Annotated in this window: 19 protein-coding genes; 10 read left to right on the top strand and 9 right to left on the bottom strand. The window is 65.9% G+C overall.

The features are described from left to right. The first annotated feature begins 25 nt into the window (after positions 1–25). Positions 26–1,294 (top strand): glycerate kinase type-2 family protein, encoded by a 1,269-nt coding sequence (locus MUU56_RS27360; RefSeq protein WP_244770430.1) that lies wholly within the window; start codon positions 26–28, stop codon positions 1,292–1,294. Between the two features lie 188 nt (positions 1,295–1,482). Here the strand turns inward: MUU56_RS27360 and MUU56_RS27355 are convergent, their stop codons facing one another. Further along, positions 1,483–2,481 carry an aldo/keto reductase gene (locus MUU56_RS27355; RefSeq protein WP_244770429.1) on the bottom strand — a complete coding sequence of 333 codons (999 nt, stop codon included), beginning with the start codon at positions 2,479–2,481 and terminating at the stop codon, positions 1,483–1,485. Positions 2,482–2,633: 152 nt separating this feature from the next. Here MUU56_RS27355 and MUU56_RS27350 point away from each other — a divergent pair, with 152 nt between their 5' ends. Next, a complete protein-coding gene (locus MUU56_RS27350) occupies positions 2,634–3,524 on the top strand; it encodes a LysR family transcriptional regulator (protein ID WP_244770428.1) in 891 nt (296 codons plus the stop codon). Between the two features lie 21 nt (positions 3,525–3,545). On the opposite strand, the gene MUU56_RS27345 is transcribed toward MUU56_RS27350, so the two are convergent. Both MUU56_RS27345 and MUU56_RS27340 read right to left on the bottom strand, forming a co-directional pair. Beyond that, positions 3,546–3,989, bottom strand: coding sequence for a GNAT family N-acetyltransferase (locus MUU56_RS27345; protein ID WP_133035507.1), 444 nt, complete (start codon positions 3,987–3,989; stop codon positions 3,546–3,548). A gap of 3 nt (positions 3,990–3,992) precedes the next feature. Further along, positions 3,993–4,943, bottom strand: coding sequence for an aldo/keto reductase (locus tag MUU56_RS27340; protein WP_244770427.1), 951 nt, complete (start codon positions 4,941–4,943; stop codon positions 3,993–3,995). A 260-nt stretch (positions 4,944–5,203) separates the two neighbouring features. Between MUU56_RS27340 and MUU56_RS27335 the strand changes: the two genes are divergently transcribed. Next, complete coding sequence (locus MUU56_RS27335) at positions 5,204–6,190, top strand: Gfo/Idh/MocA family protein (protein WP_244770426.1); 987 nt, start codon at positions 5,204–5,206, stop codon at positions 6,188–6,190. Positions 6,191–6,331: 141 nt separating this feature from the next. Here MUU56_RS27335 and MUU56_RS27330 read toward each other — a convergent pair whose 3' ends face one another. Continuing rightward, a complete protein-coding gene (locus MUU56_RS27330; RefSeq protein WP_244770425.1) occupies positions 6,332–6,991 on the bottom strand; it encodes a peroxiredoxin in 660 nt (219 codons plus the stop codon). A 308-nt stretch (positions 6,992–7,299) separates the two neighbouring features. Beyond that, positions 7,300–7,881, bottom strand: coding sequence for an IMPACT family protein (locus MUU56_RS27325; RefSeq protein ID WP_244770424.1), 582 nt, complete (start codon positions 7,879–7,881; stop codon positions 7,300–7,302). 153 nt (positions 7,882–8,034) lie between these two features. Between MUU56_RS27325 and MUU56_RS27320 the strand changes: the two genes are divergently transcribed. Then, the gene (locus MUU56_RS27320; RefSeq protein ID WP_244770423.1) at positions 8,035–8,223 is read left to right on the top strand and encodes a hypothetical protein; all 189 of its coding nucleotides are present in this window, start codon (positions 8,035–8,037) and stop codon (positions 8,221–8,223) included. A gap of 100 nt (positions 8,224–8,323) precedes the next feature. Here MUU56_RS27320 and MUU56_RS27315 read toward each other — a convergent pair whose 3' ends face one another. Next, positions 8,324–9,325, bottom strand: coding sequence for a glycoside hydrolase family 5 protein (locus MUU56_RS27315; protein ID WP_280531199.1), 1,002 nt, complete (start codon positions 9,323–9,325; stop codon positions 8,324–8,326). Between the two features lie 315 nt (positions 9,326–9,640). On the opposite strand from MUU56_RS27315, the gene MUU56_RS27310 reads away from it, so the two are divergent. Continuing rightward, positions 9,641–11,446: an ABC transporter ATP-binding protein gene (locus MUU56_RS27310; protein ID WP_244770421.1), complete on the top strand. Its 1,806-nt coding sequence runs from the start codon at positions 9,641–9,643 to the stop codon at positions 11,444–11,446. A 174-nt stretch (positions 11,447–11,620) separates the two neighbouring features. Here the strand turns inward: MUU56_RS27310 and polA are convergent, their stop codons facing one another. Beyond that, entirely contained in the window at positions 11,621–14,608 is a 2,988-nt protein-coding gene (gene polA / locus MUU56_RS27305) for a DNA polymerase I (protein ID WP_244770420.1), read from the bottom strand. A gap of 433 nt (positions 14,609–15,041) precedes the next feature. Here polA and MUU56_RS27300 point away from each other — a divergent pair, with 433 nt between their 5' ends. The 5 genes from MUU56_RS27300 to MUU56_RS27280 all read left to right on the top strand — a co-directional run bounded on the left by MUU56_RS27300 (position 15,042) and on the right by MUU56_RS27280 (position 21,088). Next, on the top strand, positions 15,042–15,482 hold the full coding sequence (locus tag MUU56_RS27300) for a MarR family winged helix-turn-helix transcriptional regulator (protein WP_244770419.1): 441 nt from the start codon (positions 15,042–15,044) through the stop codon (positions 15,480–15,482). A 117-nt stretch (positions 15,483–15,599) separates the two neighbouring features. After that, positions 15,600–16,991 carry a dipeptidase gene (locus MUU56_RS27295; RefSeq protein WP_244770418.1) on the top strand — a complete coding sequence of 464 codons (1,392 nt, stop codon included), beginning with the start codon at positions 15,600–15,602 and terminating at the stop codon, positions 16,989–16,991. A 196-nt stretch (positions 16,992–17,187) separates the two neighbouring features. After that, the gene (locus tag MUU56_RS27290; RefSeq protein WP_244770417.1) at positions 17,188–18,135 is read left to right on the top strand and encodes a lysylphosphatidylglycerol synthase domain-containing protein; all 948 of its coding nucleotides are present in this window, start codon (positions 17,188–17,190) and stop codon (positions 18,133–18,135) included. 101 nt (positions 18,136–18,236) lie between these two features. Beyond that, a complete protein-coding gene (locus MUU56_RS27285; RefSeq protein WP_398432458.1) occupies positions 18,237–18,665 on the top strand; it encodes a BA14K family protein in 429 nt (142 codons plus the stop codon). A 206-nt stretch (positions 18,666–18,871) separates the two neighbouring features. After that, positions 18,872–21,088 carry a transglycosylase domain-containing protein gene (locus MUU56_RS27280; RefSeq protein ID WP_244770416.1) on the top strand — a complete coding sequence of 739 codons (2,217 nt, stop codon included), beginning with the start codon at positions 18,872–18,874 and terminating at the stop codon, positions 21,086–21,088. Positions 21,089–21,097: 9 nt separating this feature from the next. On the opposite strand, the gene MUU56_RS27275 is transcribed toward MUU56_RS27280, so the two are convergent. After that, a complete protein-coding gene (locus tag MUU56_RS27275; RefSeq protein ID WP_244770415.1) occupies positions 21,098–21,274 on the bottom strand; it encodes a hypothetical protein in 177 nt (58 codons plus the stop codon). Positions 21,275–21,623: 349 nt separating this feature from the next. Beyond that, positions 21,624–21,992: a hypothetical protein gene (locus MUU56_RS27270; RefSeq protein ID WP_244770414.1), complete on the bottom strand. Its 369-nt coding sequence runs from the start codon at positions 21,990–21,992 to the stop codon at positions 21,624–21,626. Positions 21,993–22,619: the final 627 nt, after the last annotated feature.

Below are 22,619 nucleotides of genomic sequence, written 5' to 3'. Positions count from 1 at the left end.
GGCGCAGCGTGACCCGGAGGAACCCATGCCGCCCATCGCCGATCCGCGCGCCTTTCTCGAACATCTCTTTTCCGTCGCAGTCTCCGCCGCCGATCCGGACAAGGTGCTGGCCGCCAACCTGCCGGAAAAGCCGAAGGGCCGTACGGTGGTGATCGGCGCCGGAAAGGGCGCGGCGCAGATGGCGCGCGCCTTCGAGCGGCTCTGGGACGGCCCGCTCACCGGCGTCGTCGTCACGCGCTACGGCTATGCCGTGGCCTGCGAGCGCATCGAGATCCTGGAGGCCGCCCATCCGGTGCCGGATGACAGCGGGCTCCTCGCCTCCGGCCGGCTGATGGCCGCCGTGCGGGGCCTCACGGAGGACGACCTCGTCGTCGCCCTCGTCTGCGGCGGCGGTTCGGCCCTGCTGCCGGCGCCGGCCGGCGACCTGACACTTGCCGACGAGATCGCCGTCAACAAGGCGCTGCTCGCTTCCGGTGCGCCGATCAGCGCCATGAACGCCGTGCGCAAGCAGGTCTCGCGCATCAAGGGCGGCCGGCTCGCCGCGCTTGCCCATCCGGCCCGCGTCGTCTCGCTCGTCGTCTCCGACATTCCCGGCGACAATCCCGCCCTCGTCGCCTCCGGCCCGACCATCGCGGACGAGACCACCCGCGCGGATGCCCTGCGCCTCATCGAGCGCTACCGCCTCGACCTGCCCGAAGCCGTGATGCGCCACATCCGCGACGGCAAGGACGAGCCGCCGCTGCCGTCCGAGGCCGCCTTCGCCCGCAATGCGGTCAAGCTCGTCGCCTCCGCCGCCGTTTCGCTGGAGGCCGCTGCCGAAGCGGCGCGCAAGGCGGGTGTCGAGGCCGTCATCCTTTCTGACGCCATCGAGGGCGAGGCGGCCGAGGTCGGCCGCGTGCATGCGGCGATCGCCGCCGAGGTGGTCCGCCGCGACCGGCCGTTCCGCAAGCCCGTTGTCGTGCTGTCGGGCGGCGAGACGACCGTGACGATCAGGGGCAAGGGCAAGGGCGGGCGCAACGGCGAGTTCCTCCTGTCCCTCGCCTGCGGCATCGATGGCCTGCCGGGTCTCTTTGCGCTTGCCGCCGACACGGACGGGATCGACGGTTCGGAGGACAATGCCGGCGCCTTCGCCGACGGGACCACCGTCGCGCGCCTCGCCGACCAGGGCAAGGATGCCGCGGAATTCCTCGGCCGCAACGACAGCTGGACCGCCTTCGACGCGCTCGGCGACCTCTTCGTGCCCGGCCCGACCGGTACCAATGTCAACGATTTCCGGGCTATCCTCATCCAGTAGGATTGGGAGAATCCAGCTAAATATGAGGAAGGTCGCGGAACTGTCCGCGGCCTTTCTGTTTGGTGGCAAACATCGCTACAAGCACTCCGTCATCCTCGGGCCTGACCCGAGGATCCAGTCTTTTCAGCGGCTTGTGGATGGTCGGGTCGAGCCCGACCATGACGGAGGAGAGGCGGGGTAGCCTTTCCTTACCGGTTGGCCATCGAGGCCATGCGCTGCGGGTAGCGTCCGCCGGCCACCTTGACCGGCGACAGGAGGTCGCCGAGGCGGGCGGCTTCCTCCGGCGTCAGGACGATAGCTGCGGCGGCGGCGTTCTGCTCCAGGTGCGGCACCTTGCTGGCGCCGGGGATCGGCACGATGAAATCGCCCTGCGCCAGCACCCAGGCAAGCGCGAGCTGCGCCGGGGCGACGCCCTTTTCCGCCGCCATCTCCTCCAGGAGGGCGACCAGCGCGAGGTTGGCGTCGAAATTCTCCGCGGCGAAGCGCGGCAGCGAGCGGCGGAAATCGTCGTCGGCAAGGCCGTCCAGCTTCTTCAGCGCGCCGGTGAGCACGCCGCGGCCGAGCGGGCTGAAGGGCACGAAGCCGATGCCGAGCGTGCGGCAGGTCTCCAGCACGCCGTTTTCCTCGACGTCACGGGTCCACAGCGAATATTCGCTTTGCATGGCGGCGATCGGGTGCACGGCATGGGCCTTGCGGATCGTCTCGCTGCCGGCTTCCGAAAGGCCGAGCGCCTTCACCTTGCCCGCGCGCACCAGCTCCGCCATGGCGCCCACCGTCTCCTCGATCGGCACGTCCGGGTCGACGCGGTGCTGGTAGTAGAGGTCGATGACCTCGATGCCGAGCCGCTTCAGCGAGGCCTCGGCGACGGCCCTGACGTTTTCCGGCCGGCTGTCCGTGCCCGTGATCATCTCGGCCGAGGGTTTGGCGGGATCGATGCGGAAGCCGAACTTGGTGGCGATCACCACCTTGTCGCGCACCGGCTTCAGCGCCTTGCCGAGGAGGATCTCGTTCCTGTAGGGGCCGTAGACCTCGGCCGTGTCGAACAGGGTGATGCCGAGATCGACGGCGCGGTGCAGCGTGTCGATGGCCGCCGTCTCGTCGCTGGAGGGGCCGTAGGCATGGCTCATGCCCATGCAGCCGAGGCCGAGGGCGGAAACGTCGAGGATACCGAGCTGTCTGTGTTTCATGGCGAAATCCTTCTTCTGTGGACCCCGGGAGGCGGGTCCGCGCGGCCGGGCGGCGAACGGTCCGCCGTCATCCGGGCAAAGCCAATCTAGGACGCGGCGCCTCATCGGAAAATTGCTGCAAAAGCCAACGGCTTGTTCTATCTGTTGGAACAATGAACCGGACCCAGCTTTCCCAGCTCGCCGTGCTCGCCATCGTCGCGGAGACGCGCAGCTTTCGCAAGGCCGCGGGCGAACTCGGCATCGCGCCCTCCGCCGTCAGCCATGCGGTCTCGGCGCTGGAGGCGAGTCTCGGCGTGCGCCTCATCGCGCGCACCACCCGCTCCGTGGCGCCGACCGAGGAGGGACGCTTGCTGCTCGACACGCTGGCGCCGGCGCTTTCCGACATCGGTTCGGCCATAGAGGCGCTTGCCGACCGGCAGGGCCGCCCCGCCGGTCCGTTGCGCGTCACCATGCCGCTGATCGCCGCCGAGGACATCGTCATGCCGCGGCTCGGCGCCTTCCTCGCCGCCTATCCGGAGATCGAGCTGGACCTTCGGACCGACGACCGCTTCGAGGACATCGTCGAGAAGGGGTTCGATGCCGGGCTGCGGCTCGGCGAACATCTGGAGGCGGACATGATCGCGGTCCGGGCGAGCGGCCCCTGGCGCGGCCTCATCGTCGGCGCGCCGGCCTATTTCGAGTGTCATCCGAAACCCGTCCAGCCGCGCGACCTCATGCAGCACCGCTGCATCCGGCGGCGCTTTTCCAGCGGGCGGATCTATCGCTGGGAGCTGGAAAAGGACGGGCGGCTGGTGACGGTCGACGTCGCCGGCCCGCTGATCGTCTCCGACCAGCGGCTGATGCGCGCGGCCGCGATGGACGGCGCGGGCCTTGCCTATGTCTTCGACCAGCGCGTCGGCGAGGATATCGAGGCCGGCCGGCTCGTCGCAGCGCTGGAAGACTGGTGCCCGGCCTTCGACGGCTTTTCGATCTACTATCCCTCGCGCCGGCAGATGCGCCCGGCGCTGCGCGCCTTCGTCGATTTCTTCCGGTTCCGCGGCTGACCCGGGCTCAACGGAACTGTGTCAGGTTTTCAGCCGGTAGCGGATATGCCCGTCGGCCTCGACATAGCTGTCGTAGAGCTTGCGGGCGCGCGCATTGTCCTGGCGGGTGTGCCAGTAGATGCCGCGCCAGCCGTTGCGCCTGGAAATGGTGACGAGGTCGTCGATCAGCGCCCGGCCGATACCCCTGCCGCGCGTGCCCTCGTCGACGAACATGTCCTCGAGATAGCCTTCCGGCGCGATGCCCCAGGTGGAATCGTGGTAGTGATGGATGGCAAAGCCCAGCACCGTCCCGTCCTCCTCGGCAAGCCGCATCGAGACGCGCGAGCCGGGATCCAGGATGCGTGCCCAGGTGAAGGCGGTCACCTCCTCCGGCACGTCGGTCTCGTAGAAGGCGAGGTAGCCGGCCCAGAGCTTTCTCCAGGCCGCCTCGTCACCCTCCAGCGCATCGCGGATGGTGATGGCCATGGCTCACGCCCCCGCCGTGTCGAGCGCGGCCATCTGCTCCGCGCTCAGCGTGAGGGCTGCCGCCTTCATCAGGCTTGCGAGCTGGCCGAGGCTGGTCGCGCTGGCGATCGGCGCGGTGACCGCAGGCTTGGCCATCAGCCAGGCGAGCGCGATTTCGGCCGGCGTCGCGCCGGTCTCGGCGGCCACCTTGTCGAGGGCGGCGAGGATGCGCAGGCCCTTGTCGTCGAGATAGCGCACGACGCCCTCGCCGCGGGCCTTGCCCTCGGTGTCCGCCTTCGTGCGGTACTTGCCGGTCAGGAAGCCGGAGGCGAGGCTGTAATAGGTGATGACGCCGAGGTCCTCCTTCCGGCACAGATCGGCCAGCGCGCCCTCGAAACCGGTGCGGTCATAGAGATTGTATTCCGGCTGAAGCGCGCCGTAGCGCGGCAGGCCGGCCTTGTCGGCGGCCTCGAACGAGGCCTGCAACTGGCCGGCATCGAGGTTCGAGGCGCCGAAGGCGCGCACCTTGCCGGCCTTCACGAGGCCTGCATGGGCCTCCAGCGTCTCCTCGTAGGGCGTCTGCGGATCCGGCCAGTGCGAGAGATAGAGGTCGATATGATCGGTCTGGAGCCGCTTCAGCGAGTTCTCGACCGCCTCGACGATCCAGCGCCTGCGCAGGTCCCGGCGCCCCTGGCCCATGTCGGAGCCGACCTTGGTGATGACCACCACCCTGTCGCGGGCGATGCCGGAGCGCTTCAGCCACTTGCCGATGATCGTCTCGGATTCGCCGCCCTGGTTGCCCGGCGCCCACCGCGAATAGACGTCGGCCGTGTCGATGGCGTTGAAGCCGGCGCCGGTGAAGGCGTCGAGCAGGTCGAAGGAGGTCTTCTCGTCGGCCGTCCAGCCGAAGACATTGCCGCCGAAGACGAGGGGGGCGATCGAAAGGCCGGTCTTGCCGAGGGCGCGAAACTGCATGGGGTCCTCCAAGGGGTTCGTGCTGAAAAAGCTTCCTGCAACATAGGGCGCGGCCGGCGCCTTTGCACGCCGTGGATCCGACTTTTTGCCGGCCGCCGCGCTTGCGAGGAACGTACCTCGCGGCGAAAGCGCGTCGCGATCTTTCAGCTTCGCTCCCCGCGCTTTAGGTCGTTGATTTTTCGCATGTCGTTGCCGCAAAACCGCTGCACACTTTTGCGCGACATGCTTTAGTCCCCTGTCGCAATCAGGGAGAGATCATCATGCTGCGTTTCGGAATCCTGTCGACGGCCAAGATCGGCCGCGAACTCGTCGTGCCGGCCATCCAGGACGCGGAAAACTGCGTCATCACCGCCATTGCCAGCCGTGACCTCGCCAAGGCCCGCGCCATGGCCGACCGCTTCTCGGTGCCGCATGCCTTCGGCTCCTACGAGGAGATGCTGGCCTCGGACACGATCGACGCCGTCTATATCCCGCTGCCGACGTCCCAGCATGTGGAATGGTCGATCAAGGCGGCGGATGCGGGAAAACATGTGCTGTGCGAAAAGCCGATCGCGCTCAAGGCCGGGGAGATCGACGCGCTGATCGCCGCGCGCGACCGCAACGGGGTGCTGATCTCGGAAGCCTTCATGGTCACCTACAGCCCCGTCTGGCGGAAGGTCCGCGCGCTGCTTGCCGAAGGCGCGATCGGCCGGCTGCGCCATGTGCAGGGCGCCTTCACCTATTTCAACCGCGACCCCGGCAACATGCGCAACGTGCCGGCGCTCGGCGGCGGCGGCCTGCCCGACATCGGCGTCTACCCGACCATCACCACGCGCTTTTCCACCGGCAAGGAGCCGGTCCGCGTGCAGGCGAGCACGGAGCGCGACCCGGAATTCGGCACGGACATCTATTCGAGCGTGCGCGCCGATTTCGGCGACTTCGAGCTCTCCTTCTACGTCTCCACCCAGCTCGCCCAACGCCAGGTCATGGTCTTCCACGGCGACAAGGGCTTCATCGAGGTGAAGTCGCCCTTCAATGCCGATCGCTACGGGGCGGAGGAGATCGAGCTCACCAACCAGAGCCACAGCGAAAGCCAGCTCTTCCGCTTCCAGGATGCCCGCCAGTACAGGCGCGAGGCCGAGGCCTTCACACGGGCGGCGCTCGGAGGGGACGAGGAGGTCGTGTCGCTGGAAAACTCGCGCCTCAACCAGAGGCTCATCGACGCCATCTACCGCGCCAGCGAGAAGGACGGCTGGGAGCCGGTCTGAGGCAGGAGGCATCCATCTCCGCCCCGGAAACGGCGCGGCGGCCCCGCTCTTCCCTTCTCCCCGCCGGGGAGAAAGGGCAAGAGGCAACGCCTCGTTTCACACGGGCCTCCGCTGCCTGGAGGGCGGAGGCGCAATGCCGGATCAGGCGGCCGGCTGCTTCGTCTTGCGCAGGTAGGGCAGGACGGTGTCGAAGGCGCCGAAGCGGGTGATGGCGTCCTCGTTGGAGACGGCGGCGGTGATGATCACGTCTTCGCCCTGCTGCCAGTTGGCAGGCGTCGCCACCTGGTGCCTGCTGGTGAGCTGGATCGAATCGATCGCGCGCAGGATCTCCGCGAAGTTGCGGCCCGTCGTCATCGGGTAGGTGAGGATCAGCTTGATCTTCTTGTCCGGGCCGATGACGAAGACGGAGCGCACGGTGGCATTGTCGGCGGGCGTGCGGCCTTCCGACGTGTCGCCGGCGGCGGCCGGCAGCATGTCATAGAGCTTCGCCACCTTCAGGTCCTTGTCGCCGATCAGCGGGTACTCGACGTCGAACCCCGTGGCGGTGCGGATGTCGTCCTTCCACTTGGCGTGGCTGTCGACCGGATCGACCGAGATGCCGATGATCTTCACGCCGCGCTTGCGGAACTCGCCCTCGACGCCGGCCATGGCGCCGAGCTCGGTGGTGCAGACCGGGGTGAAGTTCTTGGGGTGCGAGAAGAGCACCGCCCAGCCGTCGCCGATAAAGTCGTGGAAGCTGACCGGGCCGATGGTGGTCTCGGCGGTGAAGTCCGGAGCGATGTCGTTGATGCGCAGGCTCATGGGGATCGTCCTCTCTTTCATGCGGGGATCGCAGGATAGCCCCCGCGAAAATATGTCCGAGGCGGTAGATAGAACGAAAAAAACGCCTTGCCTATAGCGGCCCGCCGTCGCCTGCCGTCCGCGCGGAAGCGCATCTTTGCGCCCTTTGCGCCGGCGGGATGAAGGCTTTCGGCGGCTTGTGGATGACGCGCCAAACCGTTCCGCGAAGCCGGCGGGAAATGGAAGGGGATTTCTTTTGACCGGAAGGGCAAATTTCCGGCCCCGGCGCCATTCCGGCAAGGGAGTGCCGCGGTTTGCGTCCGAACCGTCTACTTGCCGATCCCGGCGCGCCCGCTCGTCAGGTCCGCGATCATCCGGCCGATCTCCTCCGCCTTTTCCGCCGGCACGCGGAAGGCAAGGCGCGCGCCCCGCGCGTGAAAGGTCTCCTCGTCCATCACGAGGCCGGCGAGGGCGGAAAGCCGCGCCTTGACCAGCGCGAGATCGGAAAAGCCGAGCGAGACGGACAGCGCGACGCGCTCGACATATTCGGTCTTGGCGGCGGCGCGCAGGCAGGCGGCCGCCGTGCCGCCATAGGCGCGGATGAGCCCGCCGCTGCCGAGCAGGATGCCGCCGAACCAGCGGGTGACGACGACGAGCGTGCGGTCGAGCGCCTGGCCGTCGATCGCCTGCAGGATCGGCTTTCCGGCCGTGCCGCTCGGCTCGCCGTCGTCGCTGAAGCGGTAGGTCTGGCCGATGCGCAGGGCCCAGCAATTGTGGTTGGCCGCGGGGTCCGAGACCTCGGCCAGCCGGGCCTTCGCCTCGGCCTCGCTCTCGACGGGGCAGGCGATCGCGCGGAACCGGCTCTTGCGGATTTCCTCTTCGAACAGCTCTGTCTGGTCCAGCGTGTACAAGGCGTCTTCCCGGTGGCGTCAGGCTGCCTCGTACTCCCTCGGCGCGGTGCGTTTCAAGGGCGGAATAGAGCACCAATTCTATAGACTATTGACAGGTGCCACGATTCCGCCATGATGTTGACCGGGACGTTAAACGGAACGGGAGCCTACCGCATGATCTATCTCGGCGGCGTGACGCTTGGTTACTTCAACCTCTACCCGGTCGGCTTCCAGCCGAAGGACGAGCAATCCGCAAGCGACGACACGGCCGGCCGCGCGACGGAAGACAGGCTGCCGCTCGAAGGCAGCCGGCTTTCCTCCTCCCGCCGCCCGGTCCAGTGGCCGCTGCACGTCTTCTTCTGAGGTAGGACAGTCTCTGCTACAGGAAATCATCGATGATTTCCTGTGGTCGGGCAAAGGCAGCGGGACATGACCGCTCCGACATCGTGCCGGAGCCGGCGGGTCAGGGAAGCGCCGCGCAGGTGCCAGCCCTGGCCGGCAGTCCGCCGCCGGCGATGAGCGCGGCAAGCTGGGGCCGGTCTCCGTCGGCGGTCGGCTGGATGTTGAGCGGCTCCGTCGCCGGCCACCAGTCGCCGCCCGCCCAATAGGCCCAGCCGGTCCAGACCGCGCTTTCCTTGCCGACCAGCGCGGTCATGCGGGCGAGCCCGTCGAGGCAGGCCTTGTCCGCCGCGCCGCCGAATTCGCCGAGGAAGCCGCGCTTGTTGTTGCGCTTCAGCCAGTCGGTGAAGCGCTCCAGCGCGGCCACGGCGTCGTCCGCCCGCGTGCAGGTGTCCGCCTTGCCAGAAAAATCGGCGTCGAGATACTGGTGCACCTCGTAGGCGTGGTTGTCGGCGGGGTCCTCGATGCCGAGCATGACGGTGCCGTTGGCGCCGCCCTCCCGCTCCTCTTCCCAGCTGTGCGCCCCCGTCCAGATCGTGCCCGGCACGAGCACGAGGTTCTTCGCGCCCGCCTCGCGGATCGCCGCGATCGCCGCATTGGCGGAGGCGAGCCACTGCGGGGCGGATACGTCGTGCGGCTCGTTCATCAGGCCGAATTGCACGCCGCCGTCGTCCTTGTAGTCCTCGGCGAGCCGGCGCCAGAAATCGGCGAAGGCGCTGTCGGGCACCTCGGCCGAGCCGACCTGCTTGTCACCGTAATAGGCGTAGTTGTGCGGGTCGAGGATGACGGTCAGGCCGGCGCCGCGCAGCGCCTTGACGGTGTCGATGAGCCGCTTGCGCTCCGCCTTGTCGAAGCCGCGGTTCAGCCGCGGCTGCAGCCGTTCCCATTTGAAGGGAAGGCGCACGGCATTGAAGCCCTTGCCGGCGAAATAGGCGATCGTTTCGGCGGACGGATAGGTATAGTCCTTGCCGAAGGTGCCGCGCCCCTCGCCGAATTCGGCGCCGGCGAGGTTCACACCGCTGAGGCATGCCGCGCTCGCCTGAACGGGAAGAATCAGGGCCGCCATGGCCGCCACCAGTCGAAAGCGCGCCGCCGCGCCAGATAGGGATTGCACGCCTGCCTCCGTTCCGGCCGGGCGCCGGTTGGTTCCGTGGGGTATTGCACCCGTGCTTGGGAGCCGATCAAGACGCACACGATCTTAAGGCGGTGTTAAGGCGGCCCGTCTTTTCGTGGAATGAATTGAGAGAATACGACGTCCCGGTGCCGTTTCGGCCTGTATCCGCCCAGGCATGCGGCCCGGGCGATTCCACTCCGCTGCAAAATGTTCTAGAGGCGGAGGGCCGTCCGATGGATCGGCCGGTCCCGACAACAGGTTCCTTCCATGCCCGCTCCCGAGACGTCCGCTCCCCTTTCCTCCGGCAAGCGCCATCCGCTGCGTGTTCTCCTGTCGCTCGTCAGCGACGAGAAGGGCCGCGTGATGCGGGCGGTCGCCTCGTCGGTCATCAACAAGATCTTCGACGTCATGCCGGAGATCCTGATCGGCATCGCGCTCGACGTGGTGGTGCGCGGCAAGGATTCCTTCGTGGCGCAGGTCGGCATCACCGATCCCGTGCACCAGCTCACCCTGCTCGGCATCGCCACCTTCCTCATCTGGTTCGGCGAATCGCTGTTCGAATATTTCTACCAGATTCTCTGGCGGGGCCTGGCGCAGGACGTGCAGCATCGCCTGCGCATCCTCTGTTATGACCACGCCCAGCACCTGCCGTCGAGCTTTTACGAGGAGAACCGCTCCGGCGACCTCGTCGCCGTGCTGAACGACGACATCAACCAGCTCGAACGCTTCCTCGATCGTGGCGCGAACGAGCTGATCCAGACCTTTTCCGCCGTCATCCTGGTCGGCGCGGTGTTCTTCATCGTCAGCCCGCTGATCGCCGTCATCGCCTTCACGCCGGTGCCGGCGATCATCGCCGGCGCCTTCTGGTTCCAGCGGCGGGCGCAGGCGCGCTACGATGCGGTGCGGGCGCGGGCCGGCGGGCTCGGCGCGCGGCTCACCACCAACCTGCAGGGCCTCCAGACCATCCGCGCCTTCGGCGCCGAGGCGCGCGAGACGGCGGCGCTGACGGCGGAAAGCCGCGGCTATGTCGAGGCGAACCGGGCGGCGATCCGCGTCTCCTCCGCCTTCATCCCGATCATCCGCATGGCGATCCTGTCCGGCTTCCTCGCCACCTTCCTGATCGGCGGCTGGCTGACGCTGAACGGTGAGATGCAGGTCGGCGCCTATGGCTTGCTCGTCTTCCTCACCCAGCGCCTGCTCTGGCCGATGACCGGCCTTGCCGAGATCGCCGACCTCTACGAGCGTGCCATGGCCTCGACGCGCCGCATCCTGCGCCTGCTCGACGAGCCGCGCGGCGAACCGCACGGCACGCACGAGGCAAAGGTCTCCGGCCGCTTCGAGATCGACGGCGTTACCTTCCGCTATGCGACGAGCCCCGGCGGCGTCACCGACATCAACCTCGCCATCAAGGCGGGCGAGACGGTCGCCCTCGTCGGGCCCACGGGCAGCGGCAAGTCGACGCTGATCAAGCTGCTCGGCCTCTTCATCCGCCCGCAGAAGGGCCGCATCCTCCTCGACGGCGTGCCGCTCGCCGACTGGTCCGGCGAATGTCTGCGCAAGAGCATGGCCTGGGTGCCGCAGGAGGTGACACTGTTTTCCGGCTCGATCGCCGACAACATCGCCTATGGCCGGCCGGGCGCGAGCCGCGAGGCGGTCGAGGCCGCCGCGCGCATGGCGGAGGCCGACGGCTTCATCCGCGACCTGCCGGACGGCTACGAAAGCCAGATCGGCGAATACGGCCAGAAGCTCTCGGGCGGCCAGCGCCAGCGCATCGCGCTCGCCCGCGCGCTGCTGATCGATCCGGCGATCCTCATCCTCGACGAGGCGACGAGCGCCGTCGACAACGAGACGGAGGCGGCGATCCAGCGCTCGCTCGCCAGGATGAAGGGCAGGCGCACGGTCATCCTCGTCGCGCACCGGCTGAGCACGGTGGTGCATGCCGACGCCATCCATGTGATGGAGGCGGGCCGGGTGATCCAGTCGGGCTCGCACGGCGCGCTTGTGGAGCGGCCGGGGCTTTATCGCAATCTCTGGAACATCCAGACGGGACATGCGGAGATCGCGGAGGCGTAGCGGCCCCTCATCCCGCTGCCGCGACCTTCTCCCCGCAGGCGGGGAGAAGGCATATGTCGCACGGGTTTCCCAAACAATGAACTTGGTTGGGAAGGGAAGCTTTGCTCCTCGATCCCTTCTCCCCGCCTGCGGGGAGAAGGTGCCGGCAGGCGGATGAGGGGCCGTTCGCTGCCCTCAGTGCGCCTCGTCCCAATTGTGCGCCGCCCGTGCATCCACCTTCAACGGCACCTTCATCGCGAGCGCCGGCAGGGAGGCGTTTTCCATCACGCCGATGATGACGGGGATCGCCTTTTCCACCTCGCCGTCCTCGACCTCGAAGATCAGTTCGTCATGCACCTGCAGCAGCATGCGGGCGGAAAGGCCGGCGGCGGCGAGCGCCGGCTCCATCTTGACCATGGCGCGGCGGATGATGTCGGCGGCCGAGCCCTGGATCGGGGCATTGATCGCGGCGCGTTCGTTGAAGGCGCGCACCGAGGGATTGGACGACTTGATCTCCGGGTAATGCGCGCGGCGGCCGAAGATGGTTTCGACATAGCCGTTCTCGCGGGCGAAGGCCTTGGTCTGGTCCATGTAGTCCTTGATGCCCGGGAAGCGCTCGAAATATTTCTTGATGTAGTCGCCGGCCTCCGAGCGCTCGATGGAGAGCTGGTTGGCAAGGCCGAAGGCCGAGATGCCGTAGATGATGCCGAAATTGATCGCCTTGGCGCGGCGGCGGACCTCCGGGGGCATGCCGTCCACCGGGACGCCGAACATTTCGGACGCCGTCATGGCATGGATGTCGATGCCGTCGGCAAAGGCCTGTTTCAGCTGCGGGATGTCGGCGACATGGGCGAGCACGCGCAGTTCGATCTGGCTGTAGTCGGCCGAGACCAGCTTGTGGCCGGGCGTCGAGATGAAGGCCGTGCGGATCTTGCGGCCTTCCGCCGTGCGCACCGGGATGTTCTGCAGGTTGGGATCGGAGGAGGAGAGGCGGCCGGTCGTCGTGGCGGCGAGCGCGTAGGACGTGTGCACGCGCTTCGTGTCGGGATGCACGAAGCCGGGCAGGGCGTCCGTATAGGTGGATTTCAGCTTGGTGAGCTGGCGCCAGTCGACGATCTTGCGCGGCAAGGGAATGCCCTGGGCGGCGAGGTCCTCCAGCACCTGTGCGGAGGTCGACCACTGGCCGGTCTTCGTCTTGGAGGCGCCGGGCAGGCCCATCTTGCCGAACAGGATGTCGCCGAGCTGTTTCGGCGAGCCGATGTTGAAGCGTTCGCCGGCAAGCTCGTAGATCTCCTCCTCGAGGCCGGCGGCACCCTGCGCGAGTTCGCCGGAAAGGCGGGACAGCACCTGGCGGTCGATGGTGATGCCGCGCTCCTCCATGCGGGCGAGCACGGGCACCAGCGGGCGCTCCAGCCGCTCGTAGACGGTGGTCATGCGGTTGGCGGCGAGCCGCGGCTTCAAGACGTGCCAGAGGCGCAGCGTCACGTCGGCGTCTTCCGCCGCATAGGCCGTGGCGCGGGAAATATCCACCATGTCGAAGGTCTGCGCGCCCTTGCCCGAGCCGGCGACGTCCTTGTAGGAAATCGGCTTGTGGCCGAGCCAGCGTTCGGAGAGCGTGTCCATGCCGTGCGTGCCGGCACCCGCGTCGAGCGCGTAGGACATCAGCATCGTATCGTCGAAACCCTGAACGGTGATGCCGTGGCGGCGCATGACGAGGTAATCGTATTTGAGGTTCTGCGCGACCTTCAGGACGGAAGGGTCCTCCAGCAGGCTTTTCAGCCGTTCCAGCGCCGGCCGGATCGGGATCTGCCCCTCGGCGAGCCCGCCGCCGAGCAGGTCGCCGACGCCGTTCTTGTGGTTGAGCGGCACGTAGCAGGCGCGGATGACGGTGCCTGTCGGGTCCTTGGCATTGTCGGCGATCGCAAGGGAGAAGCCGCAAAGCTCCGCCTGCATGGCGTCGAGCGAGGTCGTCTCGGTGTCGAAGCCGACGAGGCCGGTCTCGCGCGCGGCGGCGATCCAGCGGTCCAGCGTCTCGATATTCCGCACGGTCTCGTAGCCGGCATGGTCGATGGGGGCGGCCGAAAAGCGTTCGGCGCGGGCCCTGGCGAGCGCCGAGGGCGTGTCGCCATCCGCGCCGGCGGTGGGCAGCAGCGTCGCGGCGGCCTCGGCCGCCGTCTCCTTGCCATCGAGCACGAGGGCGGGGCCGGCGACGTCGCCCTTGTCGAGGTCCGGGCCATGCGCCTCGGCGCCCCATTCGACCGGCACGTCCGCCGGCGCGATGGCGCCCGCGTCGCAATCGCAGGCTTCGGCGACACGGCGCGTCAGCGTGGTGAATTCCATCGCCTTCAGGAAGGCGATCAGCCGTGGCCCGTCCTGCGGATGCAGGATCAGGTCGTCGAGCGGCGTGTCGAGCGGCGTATCGGTCTTCAGCGTGACGAGCTGGCGGGAGAGCAGCACGAGCTCGCGGTTGGCGATGATGTTCTCGCGGCGTTTGGCCTGCTTGATCTCCTCGGCGCGGGCAAGCAGCGTGTCGAGGTCGCCATATTCCTCGAGGAGCTGCGCGGCGGTCTTCGGGCCGATGCCGGGAACGCCCGGGATATTGTCGGTCGAATCGCCGGTCAGCGACTGGAGGTCGATCATCTTTGCCGGCGGCACGCCCCATTTCTCGACGACTTCCGGGATGGAGATCTGCTTGTCCTTCATGCCGTCATACATCGAGACGTTCTCAGTCACGAGCTGCATGAGGTCCTTGTCGGAGGAGACGATGGTGACATCCGCGCCGTCCGCCTCCGCAAGGCGGGCATAGGTGGCGATCAGGTCGTCGGCCTCAAAACCTTCCTTCTCGATGCAGGGCAGGTTGAAGGCGCGCGTCGCGTGGCGGATCAGGCCGAACTGCGGGATCAGGTCCTCGGGCGGTGCCGTGCGGTTCGCCTTGTAGAGGTCGTAGAGGTCGTTGCGGAAGGTTTTCGACGAATAGTCGAAGATGACCGCGAAATGGGTCGGCGTCACGCCCACATCGGTGTTGCGCGCATCCTTCAGGAGCTTCCACAGCATGTTGCAGAAACCCGAGACGGCATTGACCGGCAGCCCGTCCGATTTGCGGTTGAGCGGCGGGATGGCGTGGAAGGCGCGGAAGATGAAGCCCGAGCCGTCGACGAGGAAGAGATGATCACCTTTTTTCATGGGGTGAATGGATAGCGCGGGCGGCTTTCCGCGTCCATCTTTCATTGTGGGCAAACAGGCCTTTCCAGTGGCCGGGAAGCCTCACACGAACGTTACCGATTTGTAATTTTCCCGGGCGCTTGAAACCCTTGAAAAGCCACATTCGAACCCACAGATATTGTTCATCGGCACCTGATCAAAGCCGTTGTCTGGCACCCGGCCTGTCCCCCGCCGCGCCAGACAAAGGACAAAGGCCTCATCCCCCTCTCCGGGCCTTTGTCCATCATTCGAAGAAGCCGCCGCGACAAGCCTCCTGTCGTCGGCGGCTTCTCGTTTCTGGGGCCGCGTCGCTGAATGGGGCGAGTGCAGGGAGAGGCCGGGGAGCTCTCCCGCTCGCCAAAGCATCGCCTGCGATCCATTGTCTTCCGCCCAAAACCGGCTTAGCTTTCGCCCCATGGAATTTGACCGGAAGGAGTCGGCAGCGTACCTCGCCAATCTCCTGGCGAAGGCGGCGTCCCGCGCCCTTCAGGCACGGGCGGACGGGGCCGGTTTCGCGCCCGGCCAGTTCCCGGTCCTCCTGGAGCTGTGGAGCGGCGACGGCCTCACCCAGCGCGAGCTTCTCGACCGGCTCGACATCGAACAGGCGACCATGGCCAGCACGCTCGCCCGCATGCAGCGCGACGGGCTCATCTCCCGCCGGCGCCACCCGAAGGACAGGCGGGCCCAGCTCGTCTTCCTGACGAGCCGCGGCAAGGCGCTGCGCGAGACCGCGATGGCGGCGGCCTTGGCCACCGAGGACGCGCTCTTCCGGGGCTTCCGGCGCTTCGAGCGGGAGCTGCTCCTGGAGTATATGCGCATGGTGCTCGCCAATCTCGGCCGCGATCCGCGCCTCTGATCGTCATACGATTTGCCCTGACCGAGCCGATCGGTCTAATGTCGCGCCGAAATTCATTTGATTTGCTGCATGTTGCACCGCAAGAGCGCGCCCGCACCATGTCCTGGGGGTTCATCCATGACCAACATCCTGCCCGTTCTCGATCGCGCCAGCGCCGGCGTTCCGGCCAGCCTCGAACGCCTGTTCGAGCTGGTGCGCATCAAGTCCATCTCCACCGATCCGGCCTTCAAGGCGGAGTGCCGGCGGGCGGCCGAATGGCTGGTCAAGGAGCTGCGCTCGCTCGGTTTCGACGCGACGGTGCGCGACACGCCCGGCCATCCGATGGTGGTCGCCCATCACGACGGCGCGAAGCCCGATGCGCCGCATGTGCTCTTCTACGGCCACTACGACGTCCAGCCGGTCGACCCGCTGAACCTGTGGGACCACGATCCCTTCGAGCCGGCGGTGCGCGATGCCGGCAAGGGCCGGCGTATCATCACCGGCCGCGGCACGTCGGACGACAAGGGCCAGCTCCTGACATTCGTGGAAGCCTGCCGCGCCTACAAGGAAACGGCGGGCAGCCTGCCCTGCCGCGTCACCATCCTCTTCGAGGGCGAGGAGGAATCCGGCTCGCCCTCGCTCAAGCCGTTCCTCGAGGCCAATGCCGCCGAGCTGACGGCCGATTTCGCCCTCGTCTGCGATACCAGCATGTGGGATGCCGACACGCCGGCCATCTCCGCGGGCCTGCGCGGCCTCGTCGGCGAGGAGATCGTCATCAAGGCGGCCGACCGGGACCTGCATTCGGGCTATTTCGGCGGGGCTGCGGCAAACCCGATCCATATCCTGTCGAATATCCTCGCCGGCCTGCACGACGAGACCGGCCGCGTGACGCTCGACGGCTTCTATGACGGCGTCGAGGAAACGCCGAGCCAGATCAAGGCGGCGTGGGAGACGCTCGGCAAGACGGCCGAGAGCTTCCTCGGCGAGATCGGCCTGTCGATCCCCTCGGGGGAAAAGGGCCGCTCCGTGCTGGAGCTCACCTGGGCGCGCCCGACCGCCGAGGTCAACGGCATCACCGGCGGCTATACGGGCGAGGGCTTCAAGACGGTGATCGCCGCCGAAGCCTCGGCAAAGGTCTCCTTCCGCCTCGTCGGCAAGCAGGATCCGGCGAAGATCCGCGATGCGTTCCGCGCCTATGTGCGGGCGCGCGTCCCGGCGGACTGCTCGGTGACGTTCCATGCCCATGGCGGCTCGCCGGCCATCCAGCTACCCTACGATTCCGCGCTGCTCGGCAAGGCGAAGAGCGCGCTCTCGGACGAATGGCCGAAGCCCGCCGTCGTCATCGGCATGGGCGGCTCCATCCCGATCGTTGGCGATTTCCAGAAGATGCTCGGCATGGAATCCTTGCTTGTCGGCTTTGCGCTGTCGGATGACCGCATCCATTCGCCGAACGAGAAATACGAGCTGCGCTCCTTCGAAAAGGGCATCCGCTCGTGGGTGCGCATTCTTTCGGCGCTCGCGGCGCGCTGACACAGATGTGATGACATGGGAGGCCAGCATTAACCGGACGGAACGGAAATGCTGGTTTCCTCAAAAGACAAGGACCGCGCGCGGACAGGCGACGACGGCCCGGACATGGGGAAAGGGTGAGAATGGCGTCAGGAAAGATTGCGAGAACACCTCGCTGCCCGGGCTGTGGGGCGCCGGGAGCAGGGGGGAAGGCGGGATGAAGCGGCTGAAAAAGTTCTTCTGGCCGCTCGTCAGCACCGCCGCGATCATCCTGTCGGTCTATATCCTCTACAAGGATCTCCGCGGCCTGTCGCTCGACGAGTTCATGGCGAGCCTCCATGCCATTCCGGTCTCCGGCTGGCTGCTGGCCTGCGGCGCCACGCTCGTCGCCTATGCGGCGCTCGCCGCCTACGACCACCTGGCGCTCGAGCATCTCGGCCATCGCATCTCGCTGTGGTTCATCACCATCACGTCCTTCACCACCTATGCGCTGTCGCACAATATCGGTGCCTCGGTGTTCTCCGGCGCGCTGGTGCGCTACCGCGCCTATACGTCGAAGGGGCTGACCGGATCGGAGGTGGGCGTCCTCGTCGCCTTCTGCTCCTTCACCTTCGCGCTCGGCACGGTCATGCTGTTCGGCCTGGTGCTGGTGCTGGAGCCGGAGATTGTCGGGCGGTTCGCCGAATTCCTGCCGATCGAGGCGGCGTTCTCGACCGGTGTCTTCATCCTGGCGCTGGTCGTGCTCTATGTGGTGGGCAGCCTCGTCGGCTTCCGGCCGATCAATACGCGCTGGCTGAAGCTGGAATATCCCAAGCCCTCGCTGGTCTTCCGCCAGCTCATCATCGCGCCGATCGAGCTGATCGGCGCGGCGGCGATCATCTATTTCGTGCTGCCGGCGGAGGGCAATCCGGGCTTCTTCGTCGTGCTCGGCATCTTCCTCGCCTCCTTCTCGGTGGCGCTGCTGTCCCATGCGCCGGGCGGCATCGGCGTCCTGGAGCTCGTCTTCATCGCCGGCCTGCCGGACATGGATCCGGCGGCGGTGCTGGCCGCGCTCGCCGTCTTCCGGCTGTTCTACCTGATCATCCCCTTCATCATGGCGCTGGTGGTCATCCTCGTCTTCGAACGGCAGCGTTTCCTCAGCCGGCTGGGCAACGGCGAGGACTGAGGCGATGGAGAAGTTCGGTTCATCCTGCATTCAGTCGAATTGTTTCATGCTGTCATCCGTCTTGATCACTGTGAAACAGTGACAATCCAAGGGAGACCGACATGAAGACAACGATCAAGGGCGGCATTGCCGCTGCCATGGCCGTCGCCATGTTCGCCACGACATTCGTATCCGCACCGGCCTTTGCCGTGCCGATGCCGAAGGTCGGCGCTTCTCAGGCGAGCGATGTCCAGCAGGTCCAGTGGCGCGAGCGCCGCGGCTGGCACAATGGCCATCGCGGCTATCGCTACGAACGTCGCGGCTATCGCCGCCATTCGGATGGCTGGTGGTATCCGCTGGCCGCCTTCGGTGCGGGTGCGATCATCGGCGGCGCGATCGCCAATGACGGCTATGCCCGGCCGCGCTACGAGGGCATCAATCCGCGCCACACCGAATGGTGCTATGCGCGCTACCGCTCGTACCGGGCCTACGACAACACGTTCCAGCCCAACTATGGCGGCCGCCGCGAGTGCCTCTCGCCTTACTATTGAGCAAGGTAAACGTGCCTGAACGGTCTGCGCCGGCAACGGCGCAGGACCGGAACGCGATATCCCGGGCGGCCCGCAAGGCCGCCCGATCTTCTCTCAAATCCCCCTCAAACTGTCGCCTGCGCGTTCACCGCTTCTTAACGACCCCTTAAATCGCCGCATTTAAGGTCCACCGGACGGCGACGTTTTCGAGGTGTATCCGACCGCTTATGGCAGCCAATCGCAAATCCCAGCGCATCGAACCGTCCTTCCGGGGATCGGGGGGGCACGACGACGAGGATGATTTCCATGTCGGCGCGGGAGATCGCGTGGCAGGCGGCGGCCGCAAGGGGCGCGGCAAGCCACCGAGGGCCGAGCGGCCGGGGCGCGGCTCCGGCGGGCGCCGGCGGGCGGCCGGCGGCGGTTTCTTCGGCCTTTTCCGCCGGCTCTTCTACTGGTGCGTCGTGCTCGGCATCTGGGGCGCCATCGGCGTCGGCGGCCTCGTCCTCTACTACGGCGCGCGCATGCCGAGCGCCACGAGCTGGTCGATCCCCGACCGGCCGCCGAACCTGAAGATCCTCGCCGTCAGCGGCGACATCATCGCCAATCGCGGCGTGACCGGCGGCGAGGCGCTGTCGCTGGAGAACATGTCGCCCTATATCCCGCAGGCCGTCATCGCCATCGAGGATCGGCGTTTCTATTCGCATTTCGGCATCGATCCGCTCGGCCTCGCCCGCGCGATGCTGACCAACATCACCACCGGCCGCATGGTGCAGGGCGGCTCGACGCTGACCCAGCAGCTCGCCAAGAACATGTTCCTCTCGCCGGAGCGCACGCTGGAGCGCAAGGTTCAGGAAGTTCTGCTCGCCTTCTGGCTGGAGCACAAATATTCCAAGGACCAGATCCTGGCGATGTATCTCAACCGCGTCTTCTTCGGCTCGAATTCCTACGGCGTCGAGGCCGCCGCGCGGCGCTACTTCAACAAGTCGGCGCGGGACGTCAATCTCGGCGAGGCCGCCCTTCTCGCCGGCCTCCTGAAGGCGCCCTCGCGCCTCTCCCCGGCACGCGACCCGGAGGCGGCGGAAGCGCGTGCGCAGGTCGTGCTCGGCGCGATGCGCGAAGAGGGCTTCGTCACCGACACCGAGATCAAGACCGCCATGTCGCAGACGCCGGCGCGGGCGAAGAGCTACTGGTCCGGCGCCCAGCATTATGCCGCCGACATGGTCATGGCCCAGCTGCCGGGCATGATCGGCGACATCACCGAGGACCTCGTCATCGATACGACGATCGACCTCGACCTCGAGAAGAAGGCCGACGAGGCGATCACCGCGCTCCTCGACAAGGAGGGCGAAAAGTCGAACGCCTCGCAGGCCGCCCTCGTCTCGATCGACGGCACCGGCGCCATCCGGGCCCTCGTCGGCGGGCGGGACTATGCGGAAAGCCAGTTCGACCGCGCCTCCAAGGCCAAGCGCCAGCCGGGCTCCGCCTTCAAGCCCTTCGTCTATGCGGCGGCGCTGGAAGCCGGCCGCTCGCCGCTTTCCGTGCGCAACGACGCGCCGGTCAGGATCGGCAAGTGGACGCCGGAGAACTACGACCAGAAATATCGCGGCGAGGTGACGCTCTCCTCCGCGCTCGCCCAGTCGCTGAACACGATTGCCGCGCAGCTCGTCATGGAGGTCGGCCCGGACGACGTCATAAAACTCGCCCGCAGGCTCGGCATCGAATCGGAGCTTCAGTCGAACGCCTCGATCGCGCTCGGCACGTCGGAGGTGACGCTGGTCGAGCTGACCGCCGCCTACGCTCCCTTCATGAACGGCGGCTACAAGGCGACGCCGCACATCATCCGCCGCATTTCGACGGCCGACGGCCGGGTGCTCTACGAAAACACCTACGACAACCCGCCGCGCGTATTGGAACCCGGCGTCGTCTCCCAGATGAACGGCATGATGATGCGCGTCATCACCGAGGGCACCGGCAAGAACGCCCGCATCCCCGGCTGGCCGGCGGCCGGCAAGTCGGGCACGACGCAGTCCTTCCGCGACGCGCTCTTCGTCGGCTACACCAGCAACCTGACGACCGGCGTCTGGTTCGGCAACGACGACGGCAAGTCGATGAAGAAGGTGACGGGCGGCGGGCTTCCCGCGAAGGCCTGGAGCCAGTTCATGACCGCCGCCCACGAGGGTCTTTCGCCCTCGCCGCTCTTCGGCACGGCCGGCGGAGATCCTGTCGTGGACGGGACGGAACCGGCCCCGGAAGGCGACCAGCTCTTCGACATCATCTCCCGCACGCTGGGCAACGAGCCCGCCCGCGACGGGCAGGCGATGGCGAACGGCGAGACGGGCGCCGTTCCGCTCGACGACGGCCTTACGCCGCCCGCAGACGTCGGCCAGCAGGGACAGACCGGCACGCGCCGGACGACGCTTCTCGACGTGCTGCTGGGGGGCTGACGGTCGCGTTCATCCGAAGGCGATGACGACATTTTCCGGCTCCCTCGGGTGATCGATCCAGATCCGTATGCGCGTTTTGACGGTAGGCACCGATACGCTGGCAAACTCCGGCTCGTTGGCATCGAAGAAGACAAGCCTCTTGTCGGGCGTGTCGAGAAACCCGTCGAATGTCGGGGGCGTCGACATGGTTATTTCCGAAGCTTCTCCAACGGAAAAACTGGTGTCGCCATCATGATGCAGTCAGGAGTCGATGGAATGAATTTTTTCCCTGAGATTGTAAGGAATGTCGCGTATATCCCGGTTTGCCAGATAAATTCTGCTGTATTAAGGCGGTGATGCTGAAGCGAAGAGTAGCTATTCTAGGGTGTCCCACCTCCTTTGAGCAGCATCTTCTCGCCAAGCGTGCCTTTCTGTCTCCAGGAGATAATAAACATGTTATGGTTCTATGCAGTCATAACGTCGTGCCATTTATAAAATTATTTTCTATATTAAATGTAATTTGCAATAGTAGTGCCGCAGAACATTACTAGATTTCTTATCCACAAGCAATAACGACATTTGAAGGCTCAATTGGATGATCGAGCCAAATGCGGATTCGCGTTTTTGTTGATGGAACTGTTGTGCTGACGTAATCAGATACTGTTGCGACAAAAACAATAAGCCGCTTGTGTGAAGTTTCGAGAAATCCATCAAATGCCGGTTCGGCTGTTTCATTCAGCTCATCGAACGGGCCGAAAGTGACATTCGTGTCTCCATGGTTCCAGTCATAGGCAGGAACGTTTATACACTGAGACGATGCAAAGATTCCCTGTCGATCCATGTGCATTGGAATATCGACACCGGTGCGGCCGGCGATATAGATGCTAAGATATTCTGGAGCGATTGTAAGCGTTTCAACAGACATGACCTCAATGACTTGCCTTTGATATCAAGCCGCCTTGTGATTTGCTGCACCACCAGCAGTGTGGATAAATCCTGCTAGGTTTGCCCAACGATTTTGGCACCTGATGGTCGCCGACAAAATGGCCCTGTGGCGTTCCCGACGTCTTTGTACCACACCAATGACATGCGTACGCCCAGCCTATGCGATCAATATCCGCCTGTTCCGCTCTGGTAAGCCACTTATTGGTTGCTGGTGCGGCAATCCACTCCTTTGCAAACGGCCCGATACCGGTCCGAGGTAATTTTAACTGGAGCGCTCGGAGCATCGCCTCCTGTGCCGTTGCTTCGTTGGCCCGTATCAGTCCCTCAACCGTTTCGTATACTTGCGGTGTGTGCGCGTTGTCGAAGACGGGGATAAATTTACCTGGAGAAAAATTTTACACTGCGTACAAGTGAAGGAAAATATTATATGTTTCCTTCCGTCGCTCTCTATTCGACACCTCCGTCCATGCCGGATGTTCTACATTTCCGGGTCTTAAGATCCCATCTCTCCGGAAGCCGCCAAGACCTCGAGCCGTTGCTTGAAACACCGGAGAGGATTGTGGTTGATTGCGGGTTGCGAGGGCGGTACACCAAGTCCATCGGACGC

Origin of the sequence: Shinella yambaruensis, assembly GCF_022899355.1 — a bacterium.
In the GTDB taxonomy this organism is placed as follows: Bacteria; Pseudomonadota; Alphaproteobacteria; order Rhizobiales; family Rhizobiaceae; genus Shinella; species Shinella yambaruensis.
This window is presented reverse-complemented; position numbering and strand designations above follow the sequence as displayed.

Excerpts from the sequence above, each read along its gene's own strand:
- MUU56_RS27280 (WP_244770416.1), top strand. The coding sequence starts at position 18,872 with ATGGCAGCCAATCGCAAATCCCAGCGCATCGAACCGTCCTTCCGGGGA.
- MUU56_RS27335 (WP_244770426.1), top strand. The coding sequence starts at position 5,204 with ATGCTGCGTTTCGGAATCCTGTCGACGGCCAAGATCGGCCGCGAACTC.
- MUU56_RS27355 (WP_244770429.1), bottom strand. The coding sequence starts at position 2,481 with ATGAAACACAGACAGCTCGGTATCCTCGACGTTTCCGCCCTCGGCCTC.
- MUU56_RS27285 (WP_398432458.1), top strand. The coding sequence starts at position 18,237 with ATGAAGACAACGATCAAGGGCGGCATTGCCGCTGCCATGGCCGTCGCC.
- MUU56_RS27340 (WP_244770427.1), bottom strand. The coding sequence starts at position 4,943 with ATGCAGTTTCGCGCCCTCGGCAAGACCGGCCTTTCGATCGCCCCCCTC.
- MUU56_RS27270 (WP_244770414.1), bottom strand. The coding sequence starts at position 21,992 with ATGTCTGTTGAAACGCTTACAATCGCTCCAGAATATCTTAGCATCTAT.
- MUU56_RS27300 (WP_244770419.1), top strand. The coding sequence starts at position 15,042 with ATGGAATTTGACCGGAAGGAGTCGGCAGCGTACCTCGCCAATCTCCTG.
- MUU56_RS27315 (WP_280531199.1), bottom strand. The coding sequence starts at position 9,325 with ATGGCGGCCCTGATTCTTCCCGTTCAGGCGAGCGCGGCATGCCTCAGC.
- MUU56_RS27320 (WP_244770423.1), top strand. The coding sequence starts at position 8,035 with ATGATCTATCTCGGCGGCGTGACGCTTGGTTACTTCAACCTCTACCCG.
- polA (WP_244770420.1), bottom strand. The coding sequence starts at position 14,608 with ATGAAAAAAGGTGATCATCTCTTCCTCGTCGACGGCTCGGGCTTCATC.
- MUU56_RS27360 (WP_244770430.1), top strand. The coding sequence starts at position 26 with ATGCCGCCCATCGCCGATCCGCGCGCCTTTCTCGAACATCTCTTTTCC.
- MUU56_RS27295 (WP_244770418.1), top strand. The coding sequence starts at position 15,600 with ATGACCAACATCCTGCCCGTTCTCGATCGCGCCAGCGCCGGCGTTCCG.
- MUU56_RS27330 (WP_244770425.1), bottom strand. The coding sequence starts at position 6,991 with ATGAGCCTGCGCATCAACGACATCGCTCCGGACTTCACCGCCGAGACC.
- MUU56_RS27275 (WP_244770415.1), bottom strand. The coding sequence starts at position 21,274 with ATGTCGACGCCCCCGACATTCGACGGGTTTCTCGACACGCCCGACAAG.
- MUU56_RS27350 (WP_244770428.1), top strand. The coding sequence starts at position 2,634 with ATGAACCGGACCCAGCTTTCCCAGCTCGCCGTGCTCGCCATCGTCGCG.
- MUU56_RS27310 (WP_244770421.1), top strand. The coding sequence starts at position 9,641 with ATGCCCGCTCCCGAGACGTCCGCTCCCCTTTCCTCCGGCAAGCGCCAT.
- MUU56_RS27290 (WP_244770417.1), top strand. The coding sequence starts at position 17,188 with ATGAAGCGGCTGAAAAAGTTCTTCTGGCCGCTCGTCAGCACCGCCGCG.
- MUU56_RS27345 (WP_133035507.1), bottom strand. The coding sequence starts at position 3,989 with ATGGCCATCACCATCCGCGATGCGCTGGAGGGTGACGAGGCGGCCTGG.